Source organism: Actinokineospora enzanensis DSM 44649, from assembly GCF_000374445.1.
Taxonomy (GTDB): domain Bacteria; phylum Actinomycetota; class Actinomycetes; order Mycobacteriales; family Pseudonocardiaceae; genus Actinokineospora; species Actinokineospora enzanensis.
On the sequence record NZ_KB894434.1, the window covers coordinates 62,037 to 80,684 of the forward strand.

Here is an 18,648-nt window from a genome sequence, read left to right on the forward strand (position 1 = left end):
TTGACCCCCCGCGAGATCGCGGCGGGAAGAGACCGGCTGAGAGCGATCGAGCCGCCTCGGCGGAGCCGAGGCCAACAAAGGAGTTCCCGGTGAGAAGAAAGTTGTTGGCGGCTGTCGGTGCGGCGCTCGCGCTGACCACCGCGCTGGCAGGCTGCGGCCTGGGCGGCGAGACCCCGGCCGCAGGCTCGAACACCACGACCAGCCGCATCCCCGAGCTCAAGGCCGACCAGCAGGTCTCGATCGTCTTCGAGAGCTACAACTTCGGCCAGGCGGGTGCTTGGACCGACACCTTCAACGAGCTGATCGGCAAGTTCACCGCCGCGCACCCGAACATCAAGGTGACGCCGCAGAAGCCGCAGGGCAACAGCGCCAACCCGGCCACCGACACGATTCCCAGCATCCAGGCGCAGATGGCCGCCGGGAACCCGCCGGACGTGGCCCAGCTCGGCTTCAGCGACCTCGACTTCACCATCAACGAGCTGAAGGCCGCCCCGCTGGACGACCTGGTCGGCAAGGACGAGGTGCAGAAGAACTTCGACGGCGCCAAGTACCCGTTCGCCAAGACCGCGCGCACCCTGGGCGACTGGGGCGGCAAGACCTACGGCGTGCCGTTCGTGTTCTCCACCCCGGTGCTCTACTACAACGCCGACCTGTTCACCAAGGCCGGTCTCGACCCGGCCAAGCCGCCGAAGACCTGGTCCGAGGTCGAGCAGGCCGCGCTCGCCATCAAGGGCAAGACCGGCAAGGAAGGCGTCTACGTCGACTGCCTGACCAAGGGCTCCAAGGACTGGTGCTTCCAGTCGATCGCGCGTTCCAACGGCGGCCGGGTGATCTCCGAGGACCGCAAGGCACTGTCCTTCGCGGACGGTCCGACCGTCGAGGCCGTGACCGCCATGCAGAAGATGGTGAAGTCCGGCGCCATGCCCAACCGCAACCAGCAGCAGGGCACCGAGGGCTTCGCCCGCGGCGACTTCGGCATGATCGTGGAGTCCAGCGCGTTGCAGGGCACCTTCGGCAAGGGCCTCAAGGAGAACCTGAAGTCCGCCGCCATGCCCGCCTTCGACGGCAAGCCGGTGGTGCCGACCAACTCCGGCGCGTCGCTGTTCGTGTTCGCCAAGGACCCGGCCAAGCAGCGCGCGGCCTGGGAGCTGATCAAGTTCCTGACCAGTGAAGAGGCCTACACCACCATCGCCACCAAGATCGGTTACCTGCCGCTGCGCACCAAGCTGGTCGAGGACCCGGCCGGGCTCAAGCCGTGGGCCGACAAGAACCCGCTGATCAAGCCGAACCTGGAACAGCTGGACCGGATGGAGCCCTGGGTGTCCTTCCCCGGCCCGAGCTACCTGCAGATCCGCGACGGCATGATGTCCGCGGTGGAGAACTCGGTGTTCCAGGGCGCCGACCCGCAGAGCACGCTGAAGACCGCCCAGGACGCGGCCGCCAAGCTGGTGCCGGAGGGCGGCCGATGACCGACCCAGCGCACGGGATCCGACCCGACCTCACCCTGGTCCAGCTCACCGACACGCACATCATGCCCGCGGGCAAGCTGATGCACGACACCGTGGACACCTCGGCCAACCTGGCCGCTGCCCTGGACATGGTGCTCGCCTCGGCGGCCAAAGTGGACGCTTTCCTGCTCAGCGGGGACCTGACCGACAACGGCTCGCCGGAGTCCTACCGGCGGCTCGCGGCGGCGGTCCGACCGGTCGCCGAACGGCTTGGCGCGCAGGTGATCCCGGCCGTGGGCAACCACGACGAGCGTTCCGCGTTCCGCGCGGAGCTGCTCGGCACCGAACCGTCCACCGAGGACTACAACGCGGTGTTCGATGTGTCCGGTCTGCGTGTGGTGGTGCTGGACAGCAGCGAGCCCGGCAAGCACGACGGGCACCTGGGGCAGGCACAGCTGGAGTGGCTGGGCAAGGTGCTGACCGAGCCCGCCCCGCGCGGCACGGTCCTCGTCGCCCACCACCCGCCGCTGCCCTCGCCGGTGCCCACCGTGCACCTGCTGCGGCTGCGTGACGCCGAGCGGCTCGGCGAGGTGATCGAGGGCACGGACACCCGGCTGGTGATCACCGGGCACGCGCACCACGCGGGCGCGGGCGCGATCGGCGGGGTGCCGGTGTGGATCGGCCCGGCGCTGGCGTACGGCGTGGTGCCGGTGCCGCCCGCGGGACGGCTGCGCGGCAACGCGCACGCGGCGTTCAGCCGGATCGACGTGTTCGGCGACCAGGTCGTGGCGACGGCGGTGCCGGTGACCCCGGCGGCGTCGGTGTATGACGTGGACGAGGCGGAGCGGCTGACGATGTTCCGAGAGGTTGTCGGACTGTGGTAGCGGGACTCCTGGTCGAGTCACCGGCTGGGGAAGGGGTGGCACGGCCGCGTTCCGCGGCGGCCGTGCCACCCGCCCGCGCGGTCTGGTGGCGGCGCGCCCTGCGGGCCGCGCCGCCGTACCTGTACCTGACGCCCGCGGTGATCCTGCTGGTGGTGTGGACCTACCGGCCGTTGGCACAGACCGTGCAGCTGTCGTTCCACTCGTGGAACCTGCTGCCGACCTCGCCCATCCGGGAGGTCGGCTTCGCCAACTACGAGCGGCTGCTGGACGCGCCCGACCTGGGCGCGTCACTGTGGCAGACGCTGGTGGTGATCCTGGGCATGCTGCCGTTCACCCTGGTCATCCCGGTGCTGGTCGGCCTGCTGTCCCGACGCGTCCGGGGGCGCGCCGGGGCGGTGTACCGGGCACTGGTGTTCGCGCCGATGCTGGTCGCGCCGGTGGCCGGGGCGGCGGTGTGGCAGTGGCTGCTCGACCCGTCGGCGGGCATCGTGGACAAGGTGATCGGCTCGCCGGTCAACTGGCTGCACGAGGCGGGCACGGCGCAGATCGCCATCATCGTGATCACCGGCTGGCACATCGTCGGCTTCGCGGTGCTGGTCGTGTCGGCGGGGTTGACCGGCATCAACCCGGACTACGTCGCGGCGGCCGGGGTCGACGGCGCCTCGCGCGCACAGGCGACGCGGTGGATCACGTTGCCGTTGTTGTCGCCGACGATGGCGTTCCTGGTGCTGATGACGGTGCTGCTGTCGGCACAGTGGACATTCCCACTGATCGACACGCTCACGCAGGGTGGTCCGGCCGGGGCCACGACGAACATCTACTACCTGTTGTGGGACTACGGATTCCACAGCTACGACGCCGGACTCGGGGCGGCGGCGGGTGTCCTGTTCTTCGTCGGATTCGTGGTGCTGGCCTCCGGGCTGGTGCTGCTGTCGGATCGGTTGAGCCATCATGACGACTGAGGGCGCGGTGGACGTGGAACAGTCGGTCGGCGAGGGCAGCCGACTCCGCACTGTCGGTGGGCACGCGGTTCTGATCGTGCTCAGTGTCGTGTGTGTATTCCCGATCTACTGGCTTTACGCGACTTCGTTGCGGGCGCCGGGAGACGTGTACTCGCTGTCGGTGCTGCCGTGGCCGTTGTCGCTGGAGCACTACGCGGACGCGTTCGCCAAGGCGGACATCCTGCGAATGCTGATCAACACGACGATCGTGGCCGTGCTGACGGCGTTGGGGCAGTTACTGGTGGGGCTGCTCGCGGCGTACGCGTTCGCGGGGTGGAAGTTCCGGTTCCAGAAGCTGCTGTACCTGATGTTCGTGGGTACGTGGCTGGTGCCGTTCCAGGTCACCATGATGCCGAACTATGTGCTGCTGTCGCGGCTGGACCTGCTCAACACCCTGGCGGGCGTGATCGTCCCGACGCTGTGCTCGGCGTTGGGGGTCTTGATGCTGCGCCAGCACCTGTTGGGATTCCCCAAGGAGCTGCTGGAGGCCGCGCGGATGGATGGGCGGTCGTCGTGGGGGATTCTGTGGACGGTTGTCGTGCCGACCCTGCGCCCGGTGCTGGCGGCGTTGGGAATCCTGCTGGCGATCACGGCGTGGAACGAGTACTTCTGGCCTGCGTTGGTGTTGCAGCGCAGCAATGACGTGGTGCAGCTCGGCCTGCGGAGTTTCATGGGGACGGAGGGCAACGACTGGGGCCCGCTGATGGCGACCGCCGGGTTGACGTGCCTGCCGGTGTTCCTGCTGTACATGGTTCTCCAGCGGCACATCGTCAACGCGTTCGTGCGGTCCGGCCTGAAGTGACGTCACTCGGGCGGCGGAAGACAATCGACGAACGCGGCCACCAGCGGCGCGTGGTCATTCGCCGCCCACACGGCGTAGAGATCGAGGGTGGGCACCGGGTCGTAGAGTTTCACGATCACGGTCTGTCCGGCGGTCCCGGAGTGCATCCCACGCGCGGCAGATGCGAACCCGACCACCGGCTTGATCGACGCGAGGATTCCCGTCGCCCCGGGATCGTCCACTTCCTCGGCGACGGTCAACCGGATCCCACTGCGCTCCGCCGCCGAGAAGATGGCGTCATACATCGCCGCCGACTGCGACCGGTCGAACAGGATGCAGGACTCGTTCGCCAGTTCCCCGAACGGCACCTTGTCCCGACCCGCCCACCGGTGCCGAACACCCACCACGGCGACCAGCGGCACCCGTAACAAATGCCGGTGCCGCAGCCGCGCCGATGTCGGCTTCCCGTAGACCATGGCGACGTCGATCCGCCCCTCGTCGAGCGCGGCAAGCTGCGGGCCAGTCCGCATCTCCTGCATGTCCACGTCGATCAACGGGTATTTCACGGCCAACGCGGCCAACGTCACCGGCAGGATCCGCTGCCCAGCCGGAAAGTTGTACCCCACCCGAATCGTCCCGGCCCGCCCAGCCGCTGCCGCCCGCGCGGCCTGCGCCGCCTTGTCGACCCGCGCGACGACATCCCGGGCCAACTCCCGAAACGCCTCCCCGGCAGGCGTCAACCGCACCTCGTGCGAGTTCCGACTCACCAGCTCGACCCCGACGGACCGCTCCAACCGCTGCAGATGCTGACTGAGCGACGGCTGCGCCAGATGCAACCGCGCCGCCGCCCGCCCGAAGTGCAACTCCTCGGCAATGGCGAGGAACGAGACCAGATGCCGCAACTCCATACCCCGACCTCCCACTACCCGGGGCCAGGCTAACCCCGACCAGGTAGCACCCGGTGAACACCCGGCATCCACTCCCGGTCGCCGAGCTGACCCGCGAACGTTGCGGTTTGGACGGACGTCACCCCCGCGGCCGCGTGTCCGAAATCCAGCGGATGTTGCTCGGTCGTCTCCGCGTGGCGACGAACTCCCGGGCAGCCTCGATCACCTGGTCGACGGGCACTTCCCGACCGGGTTGCTGGGGGTAGTGGTCGCCGGTGACCGTGAAGTAGTCGACATCGGTCGTGTTGAGCCCGTGCTCGGGGATGCAGGAGCCGGTGTCCTCGTCATCCCACACCAACACCCCGACCTCCCCCCGAACTCCCACGATGAGACACCTGTCGTGGTCCGGGCTGACGTCATCGAGCCACCACACAGTGCCGCTGCGGCTGTCCACCCTGGCCTGATCGGCTGCTCGGTTTCGCAGTGCTTCGAGTACGGGTGCGGGATCACCGTCGAGAGAGTCCAGGGAATAGACCGACTGAGGAGGGTTGGTCATGCCTGCCCTTCCACACGTAGTGTGATCGGTTGTCCTTCAGGAGTGGTTCCATACACGGTCAAGGTATAGCCACGGGGGAGATATCGCGGAAGCGCTGACGAACAACCCAGGTAGGGGCCATTGTCCGGGCAAGGTCGATGGTTGATCGTCAACCGCATGACCTGTCGTCCGGTCGCGACCATCATCGCGGCCACCTGCACCTCGACGTGCGCGGCAAGAAAGTGCGCGTTGCGCCGCCGGATCCCGACCCCGATGAGCCCTTGCTCGGCGAGCACCGCCCAGTGGTTGCCGTAGCCGGAGACCACGACGGAGTGTCGATCGGAACCCGGGTCCGGCCAGCCATCGACATGCAGGTAACCATACGTCTTGTCGCGGTCACCGTAAGCGTCGTGCCGATCAGGCAGGCGCTCCGCACACCACGCGGCCTCGATGGGGTAGCACGCACCATCCCGCCCACGGGGTGCGGCGGTCGAAATCGGGTGGGCCTTGGTCGCCTTGCCGGTCATCGGACCGATCTGGCGGCAGGCCTCCGCGATGATCAGCTCGCGCAGCTGGATCAACTTGACCAGCACCGAGGTCAACTTGCGGTCCACCTCGCGAGCCTCGGAGACGAGCGCGGGGTGGGTCGACAGGTCGAGCACAGCCACGACCACGTTCTCGAAGGCCGCCATTCCGGTTCGCATGTCGTCGACCGGAACCGCTTCTCCCGCCGCGCGCAGGGCTGCGGCATGGTCGAGGATCGTGCTCATCCGCGCAGGTGGTGCTCGGCATGCCGGGCGATACCGGCTGCGAGCTGCTCGACGGCTGTACGGGCTTCGTCGAGCTCTGTGTGAATCTCGTCGGCAAGGCGGGTGAGGTGAGTGGAGCAGGAAGCTCCGCCGAGTTCTGTACGTACGGACTGGTGGACTTCGCCTACCGATGTGGCAATTCCCGCTAGCCAGTTCCGGGGGAGTTGTTTGGCCAAGCTGATCAGCAGGCGAGCTTGATCGCTGATCGGTGTACTGGGGTTGTGGCCGGATGTCGATGCGGACATGGATTCGATCTTCTCAGCCGTCCGCTGCTTCCGGTAGCAACATGGCGGGCTCAATGCAGCCTACGGGGCCAGTTTGTTGCGGATCTGGTCGACGGCGTCCATCGGCAACCCCATCAACCTCACCAACGGATCACCCAACCCCAACTGAAACGCCAGATACTGCTGATCCGCATGCGAGACCCGCACCTGCACCGCCCGCCCCCCGACCGTCCCCTCCACATGCAGATCAATCCCCAACGTCAACGCCTTCGCCAGCTCAGGAAACCCGAACGTCTTCTCCGTCCGCAGCTTCTCCTCCACTACCAGAAGATCGAAAGTGAGCCGAACAGCGGTCGTGAACCGCGCGATGCTGATCTCTCCCGTCGATGTCCCGTCGGGTGTGTACGCCGTCCCGATGTGCCCGAAGGTCGTCGTCCGGTCGGGGCGCCAGGTGACGAGGAGGTCCTGCCAGGTGAGGGTGCCGGGTTCGGCGAGGGTGAGGGTGAGGCGGGAGGTGCGGGTCGAGCCCGCGGGTGGGCGGTCAGGTGTCGGATGATGGTCGCCGCTGCGGCCAGTGCGAGGAGAGCCAGTGCGCGACTCGACCCCGGAGGCTTCTCCCGGAGGGGCGGCGTCCTCCAGGGTGGGCCTTTTGGGCGGAGTTCACGGGGTCCTTCGGGGAGGTCGGCGCGGATCAGGGCGAGGGTGCTGCCGGGTTCGTCGGCGAAGCGGTCCGCGATCTCCGGGATTCCGGCCAGGGTCAGCTGTACGGCCCAGCCGGTGGTCCGGCCGGTCAGCAGGCAGGCGGACAGGTCCACGAAGGCCCGTCGTGCCGATTCATCGTGGATTCCGCCGACCCAGATGCCGGGTCGGGGCGGGTCCGGGGGATCGGAGGTGTCCTTCGCGGCCAGTGCGGTGAGGATTCGGTTGACGCGATCGTCCACTGTCGCGTCGTTCGGCTCCCCCGAGCTGATGATCAGCTCTTCGACATCCGGCTCGGGGAACTCCTCATCCACCAACTCGCGCAGCCGTTGCGGCGCGCCCGGCGTCGAATCGGCCAGCCAGCCCCGGATCAACGGCAGGACGCCGTCGGGCAGTGAATCGGTGTGGGTTCCGGCGAGCAGCAGGCTGAGGCGGATCGGGGTCGATGATGAATCCCGCCGCACAGTGGGGATCGCGCTCGCGTAGACGCGCCAGCCGGTGGCGTCGGAGCTGACCAGCAGGGTCGGTTTCTCGAATGACGTGAGCCCGCCGAACTCCGCCCACCATGGCGCCGGGGTGGTGCCCACGAAGGTGTAGTCGACTCCCCGGCCGCGGGTCCTGACATGCGTTCGCACGGGTTCTCCTCACAGTTCACGGACGCGGGGACCCGGTTCCGGCTCGGCGAGCCGGTTGAGCTGGGTGCTCAGGCTCGACACCACCTGCCCCCAAGCGTCGCGCGATTCCCGTGTGGAGTTGTCCCTCTTGCCCTGCCCATCACTCATTCGGACCAACCCCGGGCGGATTCCCGCCAGCGCCTTTCCGGCGGTGACGGCCGAATGGTGCACCGCGAATACCAGAATCGGACTACCCGGTGCGCCGGACCGGTCAGCCCAGTTTGACGGGCAGGGCGAGGATGCCGCGGTGGATCAGGCTGGGCTGGTACTCCACCTCCGGCGTGGCCAGGCTCAACGACGGCGCCCGGTCCAGCAACGCGCGGAACGCGGTCTCGGCTTCCAACCGGGCCAGGGGAGCGCCGACGCAGTAGTGAAGGCCGAGGCTGAAACCCATGTGGCGGCGGGCGGGGCGGTTGCCCTCGTAGCGGGTGATGTCGAGGGAGTCGGCGTTCTCATAGACGAGTTCGTCCCGGCTGGCAGAGGCCGTCAGGACCACCACCCCGTCACCGCGTTTGAACTCGTGGGTGCCGACAGTGGTGTCGGACAGGGCGACGCGGATGGTGAACTGGGTCGGGGCGTCGTAGCGGAGCATCTCGTCGATGGCGGAGGCCATCAGGTCCGGGCGGGCGCGCAGCAGGTCCAGTTGGTCCGGGTTGCGCAGGAGGGCGAGCATGCCGTTGCCGATGAGGTTGATCGACGTCTCCATCCCCGCCACCAACAGCAGCAGGCACAGCCCGAGCACCTCCCGCTCGGACAGCTGGTCACCGGCCTGCTCGACCGCGATCAGCTCGCTGAGCAGGTCGTCCGTCGGTCGGGCCTTCTTCTCCTGGATCAGCGCGTGGAAGTACGTCAGGCACTCCTGTGCCGCCACGCCTCGCGCCTCGATGGCGTCCGCGTTCAGTAGGTGGTCAGGGTCGCTGCCCCGCGCGATGGCGAGCTGCCACCGCCGGAACAGATGACCATCCGACACCGGCGCGCCCAACAACCGCCCTGGGATCATGGCGACCGCCAACGGCACCGCCAGTCCATTGAGGACGTCGATCTCGCCTGCCGACAACGCCTCGTCCATAAGAGACGACACCACGTTCTGTGCCAACGGGACCATGTCCGCCACAGTTCGCGGTGTGAAAGCCTTGTTCACCAACCCGCGCAGACGCCCGTGCTCCGGTGGGTCCATTCGCACGAACGAACCGGGAATCGCGGCCACCGTGTCCCGAAAAGGACTGATACCCGCCGAATATCCGTGCCCCCACTCGGAACCCGTGAGCACGGCCGAGCACTCGTCATACCGGGTCGCGATGGTGACCGGTACGTCGTCCATCTCGTGCGGGATCAGCCCGCCCTCCGCACGCAGGCGCGCGTAGCCCGGGTACGGGTCGGTGTTGTCGTCCACCCAGAAGGCGGTCATCGGGTCTCCTCGGGCCGGACGTGGACGGGAAGCGCGGACATGCCGCGTACGACCAGGTTCGGCCGGTACGGCGGCGGGTCCTGATGCAGTGTGAACCCGGCCACCCGGGTGGCGATGGCGCGCAGCGTCATCTCCATCTCCAGCCGGGCCAGCGGGGCGCCGATGCAGTAGTGCAGGCCAAGCCCGAACGACAGGTGGCGGTTGGTCTTCTTGCCCGCCGCGTAGCGGGTCAGGTCCAGGCGGTCGGGGTCGGGGAACGCCTGCGGGTCGCGGTTGGCGGAGCCGAACAGGACGATCACCGCGTCGCCCGGCTGGAACGTGCGGCCGGACACGGTGATCTCGGCGCGGGCCGTGCGGGTGGTCAGGTGGACCGGCGCGTCGTAGCGCAGGATCTCGTCGGCGGCCGGGGCGGCCAGGTCCGGGTCGGACTTCAGCAGCGCGAACTGGTCCGGGTTCCGGATCAGTGCCAGCACGCCGTTGCCGATCAGGTTCACCGTCGTCTCGTGTCCGGCGACGACCAGGATCAGCAGCGTGCCCAGCAGCTCCGTCGGCGACATCCGCGCGCCCTCGGCCTCGGCGCGCACCAACCGGCTGATCAGGTCGTCCTGCGGGTTCTTTCGGCGCTCGGCCAGCAGGTCGCCGAAGAACGAGGTGAAGTCGTGCACCGCGGTCGTGCGCGCGGCCAGTTCCTCCGGTGACAGCAACGCGTCCGGGTCCAGGCCGCGGGCGATGCCCGCGGACATGTGGCGGACGTGCTCGTGCGCGTCGACGGGCACGCCAAGCAGCTCGCACACCATGGTCAGCGGCAGCGGGTAGGCCAGCGACTCCAGCAGGTCGACCTCCTGCTCGGCCAGCACCTTGTCCATCAGGTCCGCCACGACCTGCTCGGTGCGCGCCCGCAGGCCCTCGACCGTGCGCATGGTGAACGCCTTGGACACCAGGCCGCGCAGCCGGGTGTGGTCCGGCGGCTCCATCCACAGGAACGACCCGGGCAGCTCGACATCGCTGTTCGGGTGCAGCAGCTCGGATTCCTCGGCGTGGCTCCACGCCGGGTTCTGCATGATCTCGTCGGCCTCGCGGTAGCCGGGGACCAGCTGGGTGCCCAGCGGGCCGAGCACGAACGGCCCCGCCGCGCGCAGCACCTCGTACGCGCGGTACGGGTCGTGCCGGGTGTGCGGGGCGACGGATTCGAGGACGGCCGTCTGCACCGGGGTGAGCGCGGTGGGCTGGTCTTCGTGCACGGCAACTCCGGTTCGGTTCGTTCCTGCCGGTCCTGGGAAATGCTCGCCACCGATATCCGGCCGGGTCAAGCGGGCATTCCGCACAACGATCGCGTCATTGGCCCGCGCGATCGGCGGTCGGCGGCAGCGGGGCCTGCGTCAACTCTCGGTGAACACTTCGGACGGTCGCGGGGCCTTGGCGCGATCATGTGGTGCGATCGTGGCCTGGTCAACCCCCATGCCCGCGGCCGATCGCGCGATCGGGCATTCGTGATCGGCCGCCGCGATGACGCTATCGGCAGCACTTATCGTGCGGGAGCCCAGGACGACCGACGGCGCGCATTCACGGGCAATTCATGCCGACGCCACGAATCGCTGATTCGCTTCCTGGCGTGAATTCCGCGAGCGAGGCGCTCACCCGGCTGTTCCACCCGGACAGCCGGGCCGACCCGTACGCCCCGGCCGCCGAGCTGCGCGCGCTGGGCCCGGTGCACCGCACCCCGCTGGGCCTGCGTCTGCTAACCCGCTACCAGTACCAGGACTGTGCGGGCGTGCTGCAGATCCCCGCGTGGAGCCACGCCGACGAGGCCGCGCAGCTGCACCCCAGTGTGTCCGCCGCGGACGCCGCGCACGAGATGCTCCGCTACGAGCCCCCGGTCCAGCTGACGACCCGCTCGGCGACCAAGCCGATGACGGTCGCGGGGGAGGATTTCGCACCCGGCGACGGCGTGGTCGTCCTGATCAACTCGGGCAACCGGGACGAATCCGTGTTCACCGACCCGGACCGGCTGGACGTGCGGCGGTTCGACCCGGCTGGCGGCACCCGCAAGCACCTCGCGTTCAGCCACGGCCCGCACTTCTGCCTCGGCGCCCCGCTCGCCCGTCTGGAAAGCACTGTCCTGTTCGAACGGCTGCTGCGTCGCGCGCCGGACTTCGAGGTGCTCGACCTGGCCCCGCGCTACCGGTCGAGCGTGTCCATGCGCGGCCCCGAGACGCTGCCCGTCCGGTTCCGCTGAAGGGAGTCACCGTGAGCGACACACTGCACACGATCCTCGCCGGGGTCGCCGCCGAGCACCCGGACGTCCGCGCCACCTTCCCGTCGGAACGCGAGTCGGTCACCTACGCCGAGCTGCACGGCTCCGCCCAGGCCATGGCGTCCGGCCTCGTGGCGAAGGGTGTGGAACGGGGCGAACCGGTCGGCATCCTGTGCCCGAACGCCCCCGAGTTCCTGCGCTCGTTGTTCGCCGTCAGCGCGTCAGGCGGTGCCGCCACCCCACTCCCGCTGCCTCTGGGCATGCGCCACGCCGGCGCCTACCCGGCCCGGCTGGCCGCGATCTCCGAGGCCGCCGGGATGCGGCGTGTCCTGGTGTCCCACCGATTCGCGGCGCTGGCCGACGGTCTCAAGGAGACCGTCCCGCACCTCGAACTCATCAACACCGACGAGATCCACGGCGACGCCCCGTTGCCCACCGTCACCCCCGACGACCTGGCGATCGTCCAGTTCACCTCCGGCAGCACGGCCCTGCCCAAGGGCGTGCGCCTCACCCACGCCAACATCGTCGCCGGTCTGCTCGCCATCCGCGAAGGCATCGCGCTCGGTCAGACCGACGGCGGCGGCTTCTGGCTGCCGCTGTTTCACGACATGGGCCTGTTCGGCACGCTCTCCGCCGTCATGATCGGCATCCCGGCGTACGTGTGGTCGCCGCTGTCGTTCATCAAAGACCCGGCCCGCTGGCTGCACGAGTTCCTGGACAGCGGCGTCACCATCACCGCCATGCCGAGCTTCGGCTACGACCAGCTCGCCGCCGCCTTCACCGACGCGGAGGCCGCCGAGCTGGACATGGCGCACTGGCGGATCGCGTTCAACGGCGCCGAGCCCATCGCAGAGCCCGCCGTGCGTGCGTTCCTGGACCGCTTCACCCCGGGCGGGTTCCGGCCGGAGAGCATGTTCGGCGTCTACGGCATGGCCGAGGCCACGCTGGCCGTCACGTTCCCGCCGCTGGGGCGTGAGCCGGTGTTCGAGCACGTCGACCGGGACAAGCTCGCCGACGGCGGCCGTGCCGTCCAGGTGGAAGCCGACGCACCCGGGTCCCGCGCGGTGGCCGGGGTGGGCCGTCCGGTGCGGGGCCTGCGGCTGCGGATCGTCGACCCCGAGGCGGGCGGCGAGCTCCCGGACGGTCAGGTCGGCGAGATCCACATCCAGGGTGACCCGGTGACGGCGGGCTACCTCGCCGCTACTGCTGTCCAGACCCATACCGGCGGCTGGTTGCCCACAGGGGATCTCGGCTATCGGCGCGACGGTGAACTGTTCGTCACCGGCAGGCGCAAAGAGATGATCACCGTGCGCGGCGCCAACTTCTACCCGCAGGACGTCGAGGCCGCCGCGCGAGACCTCCCCGGCGTCTACAAGGGACGATGTGTGGCAGTGTCCGCACCGGACGGAACCGAGACCATGTGGCTCATCGTCGAGTCCAACCGCAAGGGCGCGGACGCCGAAGCGCTCGCCGCCGCACTGCGCAAGGCCGTCGCCAACGAGCTGGGCCTGGCCGCCGTCACCGTCCACCTTGTAGCCCCGCGCTCGTTGCCGCGCACCAGCTCCGGCAAGTTCCAGCGCCTCGCCGCCCGCGACCTCGTCCAGCGACATTCCTGAACCGCAAGCCAGCACTTCTGATTGAGGAGCCACCCGTGCACAGCTACGACGTCTTCCGCCACTACGAGCGCCTGCACTGGAAGCTCGCCGACCTCGACGTGGACTCCATCGACCGGGACCTGGTCAAGCCGGAGTACATCACCCTGGCCAAGAGCGCGACCATGGGCGAGTCCAATGTGATCGCCGCCGTGCACGGGTTCCTCAACGAGTTCGTCGACGACTACGACTTCTCCACCTTCGCCGTGGTCTGGGGCTACCAGGAGGTCCAGCACCACTACGCGTTCCGGTCCTGGCTGGCGGGCGTCGGCGAGTCGGTGGACGACCGCGCGGTGGACGCCATGCGCGAGCCCTACGCGCCGGGCACCACGCCGTCGGCCACGCTGGCCACCAACATCATCTCCGAGCTGACCGTGAACCACGTCTACCGCGCGGTCTCCGCCTGGGTCGACGAACCGGTCCTCAAGGGACTGTTGCTGACCGCGAGCCGGGACGAGGCCGGGCACGCCCGCGAGTTCATCCACTACACCACCGAGCGGCTGGCCAAGCGCCCCGAGGAGCTGCCCTCGGTGCTGGAGACCCTCTACGTCTACAGCTCCGAGGCGAAGATCAAGCACCCGGTGAGCACCTTCAAGTCCGGTATCGGCGAGGGCGTCGAGGACCACGAGACCATCGACACCGGGTTCGAGCTGTTCCTGGAGAAGGTGGCCGCCGACGGCGAGCTGGACGTGCTGCAGGACAAGATCCGGCGCACCTTCGGCAGCATGACCGGGCTGGACCTGAGCAGCAACGCCAAGGTGCGCCGGGCGCTGGCCGAGGTGCTGGCCGCGTGAGCGTGCGGGTGCCGTGGTCGGTGCTGCCGGACTACCGGTGCTTCGGCTGCTCGCCGCACAACGACCGGGGCCTGCGCCTGACCTTCGACACCCACCCCGACGGCCTGTGCGCGCGGTTCACCCTGGACCGCGGGTTCGAGTCCTACCCGGGCGTGGTGCACGGCGGTCTCGTCGGCGTGATCTGCGACGAGACCATCGGCAACCTGATCGTCCTGGCGCGACGCAGGCCCGCGTTCACCGTGTCCATGCGGACCCGGTTCGTGACCCCGTTGCTGGTCGGCCGCGAGTACCGCTGCGTCGCCTCGCTGCGGGACGGGGACGAGCTGTTCCACGGCTCCGCCGACATCCTGGACGCCGACGGCACCGTCTGCGCCACGGTCACCGCCGTCTACCAGCCCTTCGCCCTCGACGACGTCCGCCACCAACTCACCCTCGGCGACGACGAGGTAGCCCTCCTCGACAGCGCCATCGCCCGCCATTCCATCGACAGGAGCCCCACGCCATGACCACCTCGCTGAACGACATCACCACCACCGTCACCGCCATCGCCGCCGCCGAGATCGGCATCCCGGCCGCCGAGCTGGCCGCCGACACCGACCTGCGCGGGGTCGAGGGCGTCGACTCGGTCAAGGTGCTGCGGATGATCGCCAAGATCGAGCGCGAGTACGACATCGAGCTGGAGGACGAGGACGTCTTCGGCGTGTCGTCCGTGTCCGATGTGGCCACTGTTGTGGAGAAAGCACTGTCGGAGAAGGCTGTTCCGATGAAGGGGCTTGGTGCCAAGTGACGGTCGCGGACACGAACCAGCACTACGACCTCGACCCCGAGGTCTTCGGCCAGTTCCTTGACCCGCTGCGCAAGTACAGCTCGGCCCTCTACGCCACCCCGGACCAGCCGCTCGCCGAGGCGCAGGAGAACAAGCTGCGCTTCGTCGCGGACCACCTGGGCATCACCGGCGGCGAGCGGCTGCTGGACGTCGGCTGCGGCTGGGGCTCGCTGATCCTGTTCATGGCGCGCGAGTTCCGTTGCGAGGTGCTCGGCGTGAGCCCGGCGCCGCGCCAGCACGAGTACATCGCCCGGCGCGCCGAGGAGATGGGCGTCGCCGAGCTGGTGCGCACGCGAGTCGGACATTTCGAGCAGATGGACCTGCCCGCGCGCTCGTTCGACGCGGTCTCGCTGCTGGGTTCCATCGTGCACATGCCCGATCTGGACGCGGTGTTCGCCAAGGCCCGTTCGGTGCTGCGCAAGGGCGGGCGGCTGTACGTGTCGGAGAGCTGCTTCCGCAACGCGGCCGCGCACACGGCGTTCGACTCCCGCACCGGTACGGACTTCGTGCGCAACGACATCTTCGGCTGGGGGGACATGCGCCCGCTGTCCGAACTGGTCGCCGGTGCCGAGCGGGCCGGGTTCTCGATCATCGCCGTGGACGACCTGACCGACCACTACCGACGCACCATCGAGGCGTGGATCGACAACGTCGGCACCGCCGCCGACCGGCTGGCGTCCTACGAGCCCGGCCTGGCCGCGAAGCTGACCCACTACCTGGAGGTCGCCAACGCCGGGTGGGGCTACACGACCAAGCACTACGCCCTCGTCTGCCGGAACGCGCGATGAGCCTGCTGCCTGCCACCGAGGTGGCCGACGCCGTCGACAGCTTCATGGCCGCGTCCCCGGTGGCCCGGTCCTGGGACGTGGAGACCCTGGTCGACTGGACCGCGGTGGACGCGAACCGGCTGACCGAGGGGCAGGTCTCGGCGGTCCGGTTCATCACGCTGATCGAGGATCACCTGCCGGGCTACTTCGACATTTACCACAAGCACTTCCCGGTGGACGGCGAGGTCGACCCGGCGGTGTTCGTGCACAACCGGGAGCTCTACCACTTCACCATCCGCTGGGCCGCCGAAGAGGACACCCATGCCCGCGCGCTGACCCGCTACCAGGTTGCCTCGGGCATCGCCGAGCGCGAGGCGCTGTGGGCGGAATTGGCGGAAGAAGGACGTAAGGAATTCGCGTTGCCGCTGGACCACCCGGTCCAGTTCTTCGCGTACGCGTTGGTCCAGGAGAAGGCCACGCAGATGTACTACCAGCACCTGCGTGACGTGGTCGACGAGCCCGCGCTGAAAACGGTCTTGACGCGGTTGTCCCGTGACGAGGCGCGACATTTCACCTTCATGGCGGATGTGACGAGTCGCTATCTCCGGGCCTACGGGGATTCGATGGTGGAACCGATCCGCGAGGTGATCGCCGGGTTCCGGATGCCGCTCGCGGATACGATGCGCGGGTACTGGCGCTGGGCTTTGAAGATCGCCGACGTGGCCCGCTACGACCACACCGAGGCGTACGAGCATTTGATCAAGGTGATCGACCGGGCGGTGGACACGAAATCGGACCGGCAGACCGAGCTGACCCGTTTCATCGCCTCCTGCACGTCCCTGCCCGGCTGACCACCGGCGCGGTCCCACCTCGGTTGACCTGGGGTGGGGCCGCGCGCGATGGATCACCGGAAAGGATATCCACCCAGGACGCGGATCCACCGGACCGATCCACGGTGCTCCCTAGGTGAATTCTTCGGCAATTCCTGTCGGATGGTCCGGTACCGCCGACCGTAACCGCTCGACCCCGCGGCGGTACCGAACCGGTTCATCAGCCGAGACCGCCGCCGAGACCGCCCAGCAGGCTCGTGACCAGGTTGACGACGGTACCGATCAGGCCGGTCACCAGATTGAGAATCGCGTCCATGACGAACTCCCTCGGATTCTGGATTCCGTCGGGGCCGGACAACCCCGACACCGTCATGTGTACGGTTTGGACCGTCCGGTTCGCGAGCCTTTGGCCACGATCGAGTGTCACTCGAACGAGTGAATTCACGAAACACGATCTTCGCCTGATCAGGCGTATCGGGACCCACCTGGGGTTTGTTAAAACCTGACAGAACTTCGCGTGTGGTAGCGCTCCCACCCGTCCGATACGGAGCGCGTAACGCTGTGCGGCCGTGTGGGTTAGCCCTGCGGCTGAATGAGCAGGCACGTGCAGGACCCGTGGGCGACCAGCTTCCCGGCGGCCTCCACCACCCGGGCCTCAGCCGTCGCGGTCGTTCGGCCAACGTGGATGGTGGTGGCCGTACAGGTGAGCCGGGAGCCGTCCATTCGGACCGTCCGGATGAAGTTGACCTTCAGCTCCAGCGTCGTGTAGAGCGCCCCGTCGCCGAGCTTCGTGAACACGGCGCTGCCCATCGCGGTGTCCACCAGGGTGGTGATCACGCCGCCGTGCACCACGAACATCGCGTTGATCGTCGCCGGGTTCGGGTCCAGGTAGTACACCGCCCGCCCCTCGGCCAGCGACTCCAGCGTGACGCCGAGCGAGACGCCGACGCCCTGCCCGGTCTCGATGCCGTGGGCCAGGACGGTCTCCAGTTCCTGGATGCGCGCGGAGGTGCTCATCGGGGACGCCTTTCCGACTCGGGAGGTGGCCCGAGTCGAGCAGCGGCCGGTGGCCCCCGGATGAACGCGGGGTGTCGGATGCCGGGTCGCGATCGCGTGATCAGCGATCCGGATCGTCGCGGGCGGGCGCGCGGCCGCCGCCGTCGAATCGGCGGGCGGGGTTCACCGAGCGTTCGCCGAACACCGCACGGGCGTTACCGATCCTGGTTCACTGTGGTCTGGGAGGGAGCGGACGATGGAGTTCAGGCACCTGGTGTCCTTCCTCGCGATCGCGGAGGAGCGGCACTTCGGCCGCGCGGCGGCCAAGGTGCACCTGACCCAACCCTCGCTCAGCCAACAGCTGCAACGCCTGGAGCGCAGTCTCGGCGTGGTGCTGGTGGCGCGCAGCTCGCACGAGGTCCGGCTGACCCCGGCGGGCGAGGTGCTGCGCGCGCACGCCGACGGCATCGTCCGCCAGCTCGAACGGGCCGCCGAGGCCGCGCGCGCCGCCGCCGCCGGTCGGTTCGGCACCGTCCGCGTGGGATACACATTCGCCAGTTGGCAGGACGTGCTGCCCGCCGCGCTGGTCCGTATGCACCAACGGTTCCCGGACGTCACAGTGGAACTGCGCGAGTCCCGTTCAGGCCCGCAGCTGTCCGCGCTGTCCTCCGGCGACCTCGATGTCGCGTTCGCGCACGGTGGCGCGGTGACCACCGACCTCGCGCACCGCTGCCTGCTCAGCGTCCCGATCGTCGCGCTGGTCGGTGCCCGGCACCCGTGGGCGGCCCGCGCGCGGGTGCGCTTCGCCGAACTGGCCGACCAGCACTGCATCCTGTTCGATCGCAAGCAAAGCCCGGCCATGTACGACGCCATCCGCGCCGCCGCCGAGCGCACCGGCACCCGGCTCGCCGTCGACCGGCACGTGGACGATCCCAGCGGCACGGCCATCATCGTCGCCACGCAACCCCTTGTGGGGTTTGTCTCCGCACAGCGCGGCGAGCACGCCCGAGCTGGTGGACTGGGCGCGGTGCCGGTCGCGCTCACCGATCCCGTCCCGACCGTCGACCTGCACGCGGTGTGGCGCGCGGGCGAGACCTCCCGGGCGGTGCGCGCGTTCCTCAGCTGCGTCACGCACGACCCGACAACGTTGTCGAACTGTCCTGATAGGAGCGAGTAAAC

Annotated in this window: 22 protein-coding genes; 12 read left to right on the top strand and 10 right to left on the bottom strand. The window is 68.8% G+C overall.

Features of this window, described 5'->3' with window-relative positions; translation table 11 throughout:
* The first annotated feature begins 89 nt into the window (after positions 1 to 89).
* Genes C503_RS0129370 through C503_RS0129385 form a run of 4 tightly spaced genes read left to right on the top strand, consistent with a single transcriptional unit; the run spans position 90 to position 4,135 of the window.
* Positions 90 to 1,469, top strand: a complete 1,380-nt coding sequence (locus tag C503_RS0129370) for an ABC transporter substrate-binding protein (RefSeq protein ID WP_033401178.1) — start codon at positions 90 to 92, stop codon at positions 1,467 to 1,469.
* On the top strand, positions 1,466 to 2,332 hold the full coding sequence (locus C503_RS0129375; RefSeq protein WP_018685804.1) for a metallophosphoesterase family protein: 867 nt from the start codon (positions 1,466 to 1,468) through the stop codon (positions 2,330 to 2,332). Before C503_RS0129370 ends, C503_RS0129375 begins: the two co-directional genes overlap by 4 nt.
* Before the next feature lie 35 nt (positions 2,333 to 2,367).
* On the top strand, positions 2,368 to 3,294 hold the full coding sequence (locus C503_RS0129380) for a carbohydrate ABC transporter permease (protein ID WP_018685805.1): 927 nt from the start codon (positions 2,368 to 2,370) through the stop codon (positions 3,292 to 3,294).
* A complete protein-coding gene (locus C503_RS0129385; protein WP_018685806.1) occupies positions 3,284 to 4,135 on the top strand; it encodes a carbohydrate ABC transporter permease in 852 nt (283 codons plus the stop codon). The genes C503_RS0129380 and C503_RS0129385 overlap by 11 nt, the downstream gene beginning before the upstream one ends.
* 2 nt (positions 4,136 to 4,137) lie before the next feature.
* Here C503_RS0129385 and C503_RS0129390 read toward each other — a convergent pair whose 3' ends face one another.
* The 9 genes from C503_RS0129390 to C503_RS0129425 all read right to left on the bottom strand — a co-directional run bounded on the left by C503_RS0129390 (position 4,138) and on the right by C503_RS0129425 (position 10,591).
* Positions 4,138 to 5,022 (bottom strand): LysR family transcriptional regulator, encoded by an 885-nt coding sequence (locus C503_RS0129390; RefSeq protein WP_018685807.1) that lies wholly within the window; start codon positions 5,020 to 5,022, stop codon positions 4,138 to 4,140.
* A gap of 118 nt (positions 5,023 to 5,140) precedes the next feature.
* Positions 5,141 to 5,557, bottom strand: a complete 417-nt coding sequence (locus C503_RS0129395) for an Imm1 family immunity protein (RefSeq protein WP_084477365.1) — start codon at positions 5,555 to 5,557, stop codon at positions 5,141 to 5,143.
* Positions 5,554 to 6,306, bottom strand: a complete 753-nt coding sequence (locus C503_RS0129400; RefSeq protein ID WP_018685809.1) for a DddA-like double-stranded DNA deaminase toxin — start codon at positions 6,304 to 6,306, stop codon at positions 5,554 to 5,556. Before C503_RS0129400 ends, C503_RS0129395 begins: the two co-directional genes overlap by 4 nt.
* On the bottom strand, positions 6,303 to 6,590 hold the full coding sequence (locus C503_RS46325; protein WP_156893598.1) for a hypothetical protein: 288 nt from the start codon (positions 6,588 to 6,590) through the stop codon (positions 6,303 to 6,305). Before C503_RS46325 ends, C503_RS0129400 begins: the two co-directional genes overlap by 4 nt.
* Before the next feature lie 60 nt (positions 6,591 to 6,650).
* Positions 6,651 to 6,890: a hypothetical protein gene (locus tag C503_RS0129410; RefSeq protein ID WP_018685811.1), complete on the bottom strand. Its 240-nt coding sequence runs from the start codon at positions 6,888 to 6,890 to the stop codon at positions 6,651 to 6,653.
* On the bottom strand, positions 6,890 to 7,903 hold the full coding sequence (locus C503_RS0129415) for a hypothetical protein (RefSeq protein ID WP_018685812.1): 1,014 nt from the start codon (positions 7,901 to 7,903) through the stop codon (positions 6,890 to 6,892). Before C503_RS0129415 ends, C503_RS0129410 begins: the two co-directional genes overlap by 1 nt.
* 9 nt (positions 7,904 to 7,912) lie before the next feature.
* Complete coding sequence (locus C503_RS46330; RefSeq protein WP_156893599.1) at positions 7,913 to 8,050, bottom strand: hypothetical protein; 138 nt, start codon at positions 8,048 to 8,050, stop codon at positions 7,913 to 7,915.
* Between the two features lie 103 nt (positions 8,051 to 8,153).
* Complete coding sequence (locus tag C503_RS0129420; protein WP_018685813.1) at positions 8,154 to 9,350, bottom strand: cytochrome P450; 1,197 nt, start codon at positions 9,348 to 9,350, stop codon at positions 8,154 to 8,156.
* Positions 9,347 to 10,591: a cytochrome P450 gene (locus C503_RS0129425; RefSeq protein ID WP_018685814.1), complete on the bottom strand. Its 1,245-nt coding sequence runs from the start codon at positions 10,589 to 10,591 to the stop codon at positions 9,347 to 9,349. The genes C503_RS0129420 and C503_RS0129425 overlap by 4 nt, the downstream gene beginning before the upstream one ends.
* A gap of 371 nt (positions 10,592 to 10,962) precedes the next feature.
* Here C503_RS0129425 and C503_RS0129430 point away from each other — a divergent pair, with 371 nt between their 5' ends.
* The 7 genes from C503_RS0129430 to C503_RS0129460 are packed head-to-tail and all read left to right on the top strand — an operon-like array spanning position 10,963 to position 16,494.
* Positions 10,963 to 11,586 carry a cytochrome P450 gene (locus C503_RS0129430; RefSeq protein ID WP_018685815.1) on the top strand — a complete coding sequence of 208 codons (624 nt, stop codon included), beginning with the start codon at positions 10,963 to 10,965 and terminating at the stop codon, positions 11,584 to 11,586.
* An 11-nt stretch (positions 11,587 to 11,597) separates the two neighbouring features.
* Positions 11,598 to 13,220 carry an AMP-binding protein gene (locus C503_RS0129435; protein ID WP_018685816.1) on the top strand — a complete coding sequence of 541 codons (1,623 nt, stop codon included), beginning with the start codon at positions 11,598 to 11,600 and terminating at the stop codon, positions 13,218 to 13,220.
* 35 nt (positions 13,221 to 13,255) lie between these two features.
* Entirely contained in the window at positions 13,256 to 14,050 is a 795-nt protein-coding gene (locus C503_RS0129440; RefSeq protein WP_018685817.1) for a ferritin-like domain-containing protein, read from the top strand.
* Positions 14,047 to 14,556 (top strand): PaaI family thioesterase, encoded by a 510-nt coding sequence (locus C503_RS0129445; protein ID WP_018685818.1) that lies wholly within the window; start codon positions 14,047 to 14,049, stop codon positions 14,554 to 14,556. The genes C503_RS0129440 and C503_RS0129445 overlap by 4 nt, the downstream gene beginning before the upstream one ends.
* Complete coding sequence (locus C503_RS0129450; protein ID WP_018685819.1) at positions 14,553 to 14,837, top strand: acyl carrier protein; 285 nt, start codon at positions 14,553 to 14,555, stop codon at positions 14,835 to 14,837. The genes C503_RS0129445 and C503_RS0129450 overlap by 4 nt, the downstream gene beginning before the upstream one ends.
* Positions 14,834 to 15,664 (top strand): SAM-dependent methyltransferase, encoded by an 831-nt coding sequence (locus tag C503_RS0129455; protein WP_018685820.1) that lies wholly within the window; start codon positions 14,834 to 14,836, stop codon positions 15,662 to 15,664. Before C503_RS0129450 ends, C503_RS0129455 begins: the two co-directional genes overlap by 4 nt.
* Positions 15,661 to 16,494, top strand: a complete 834-nt coding sequence (locus tag C503_RS0129460) for an acyl-ACP desaturase (RefSeq protein WP_018685821.1) — start codon at positions 15,661 to 15,663, stop codon at positions 16,492 to 16,494. Before C503_RS0129455 ends, C503_RS0129460 begins: the two co-directional genes overlap by 4 nt.
* A 555-nt stretch (positions 16,495 to 17,049) precedes the next feature.
* On the opposite strand, the gene C503_RS0129470 is transcribed toward C503_RS0129460, so the two are convergent.
* On the bottom strand, positions 17,050 to 17,490 hold the full coding sequence (locus C503_RS0129470; RefSeq protein WP_018685823.1) for a PaaI family thioesterase: 441 nt from the start codon (positions 17,488 to 17,490) through the stop codon (positions 17,050 to 17,052).
* A gap of 235 nt (positions 17,491 to 17,725) precedes the next feature.
* Between C503_RS0129470 and C503_RS41310 the strand changes: the two genes are divergently transcribed.
* The gene (locus tag C503_RS41310) at positions 17,726 to 18,646 is read left to right on the top strand and encodes a LysR family transcriptional regulator (RefSeq protein ID WP_018685824.1); all 921 of its coding nucleotides are present in this window, start codon (positions 17,726 to 17,728) and stop codon (positions 18,644 to 18,646) included.
* The last annotated feature ends 2 nt before the right edge of the window (positions 18,647 to 18,648 follow it).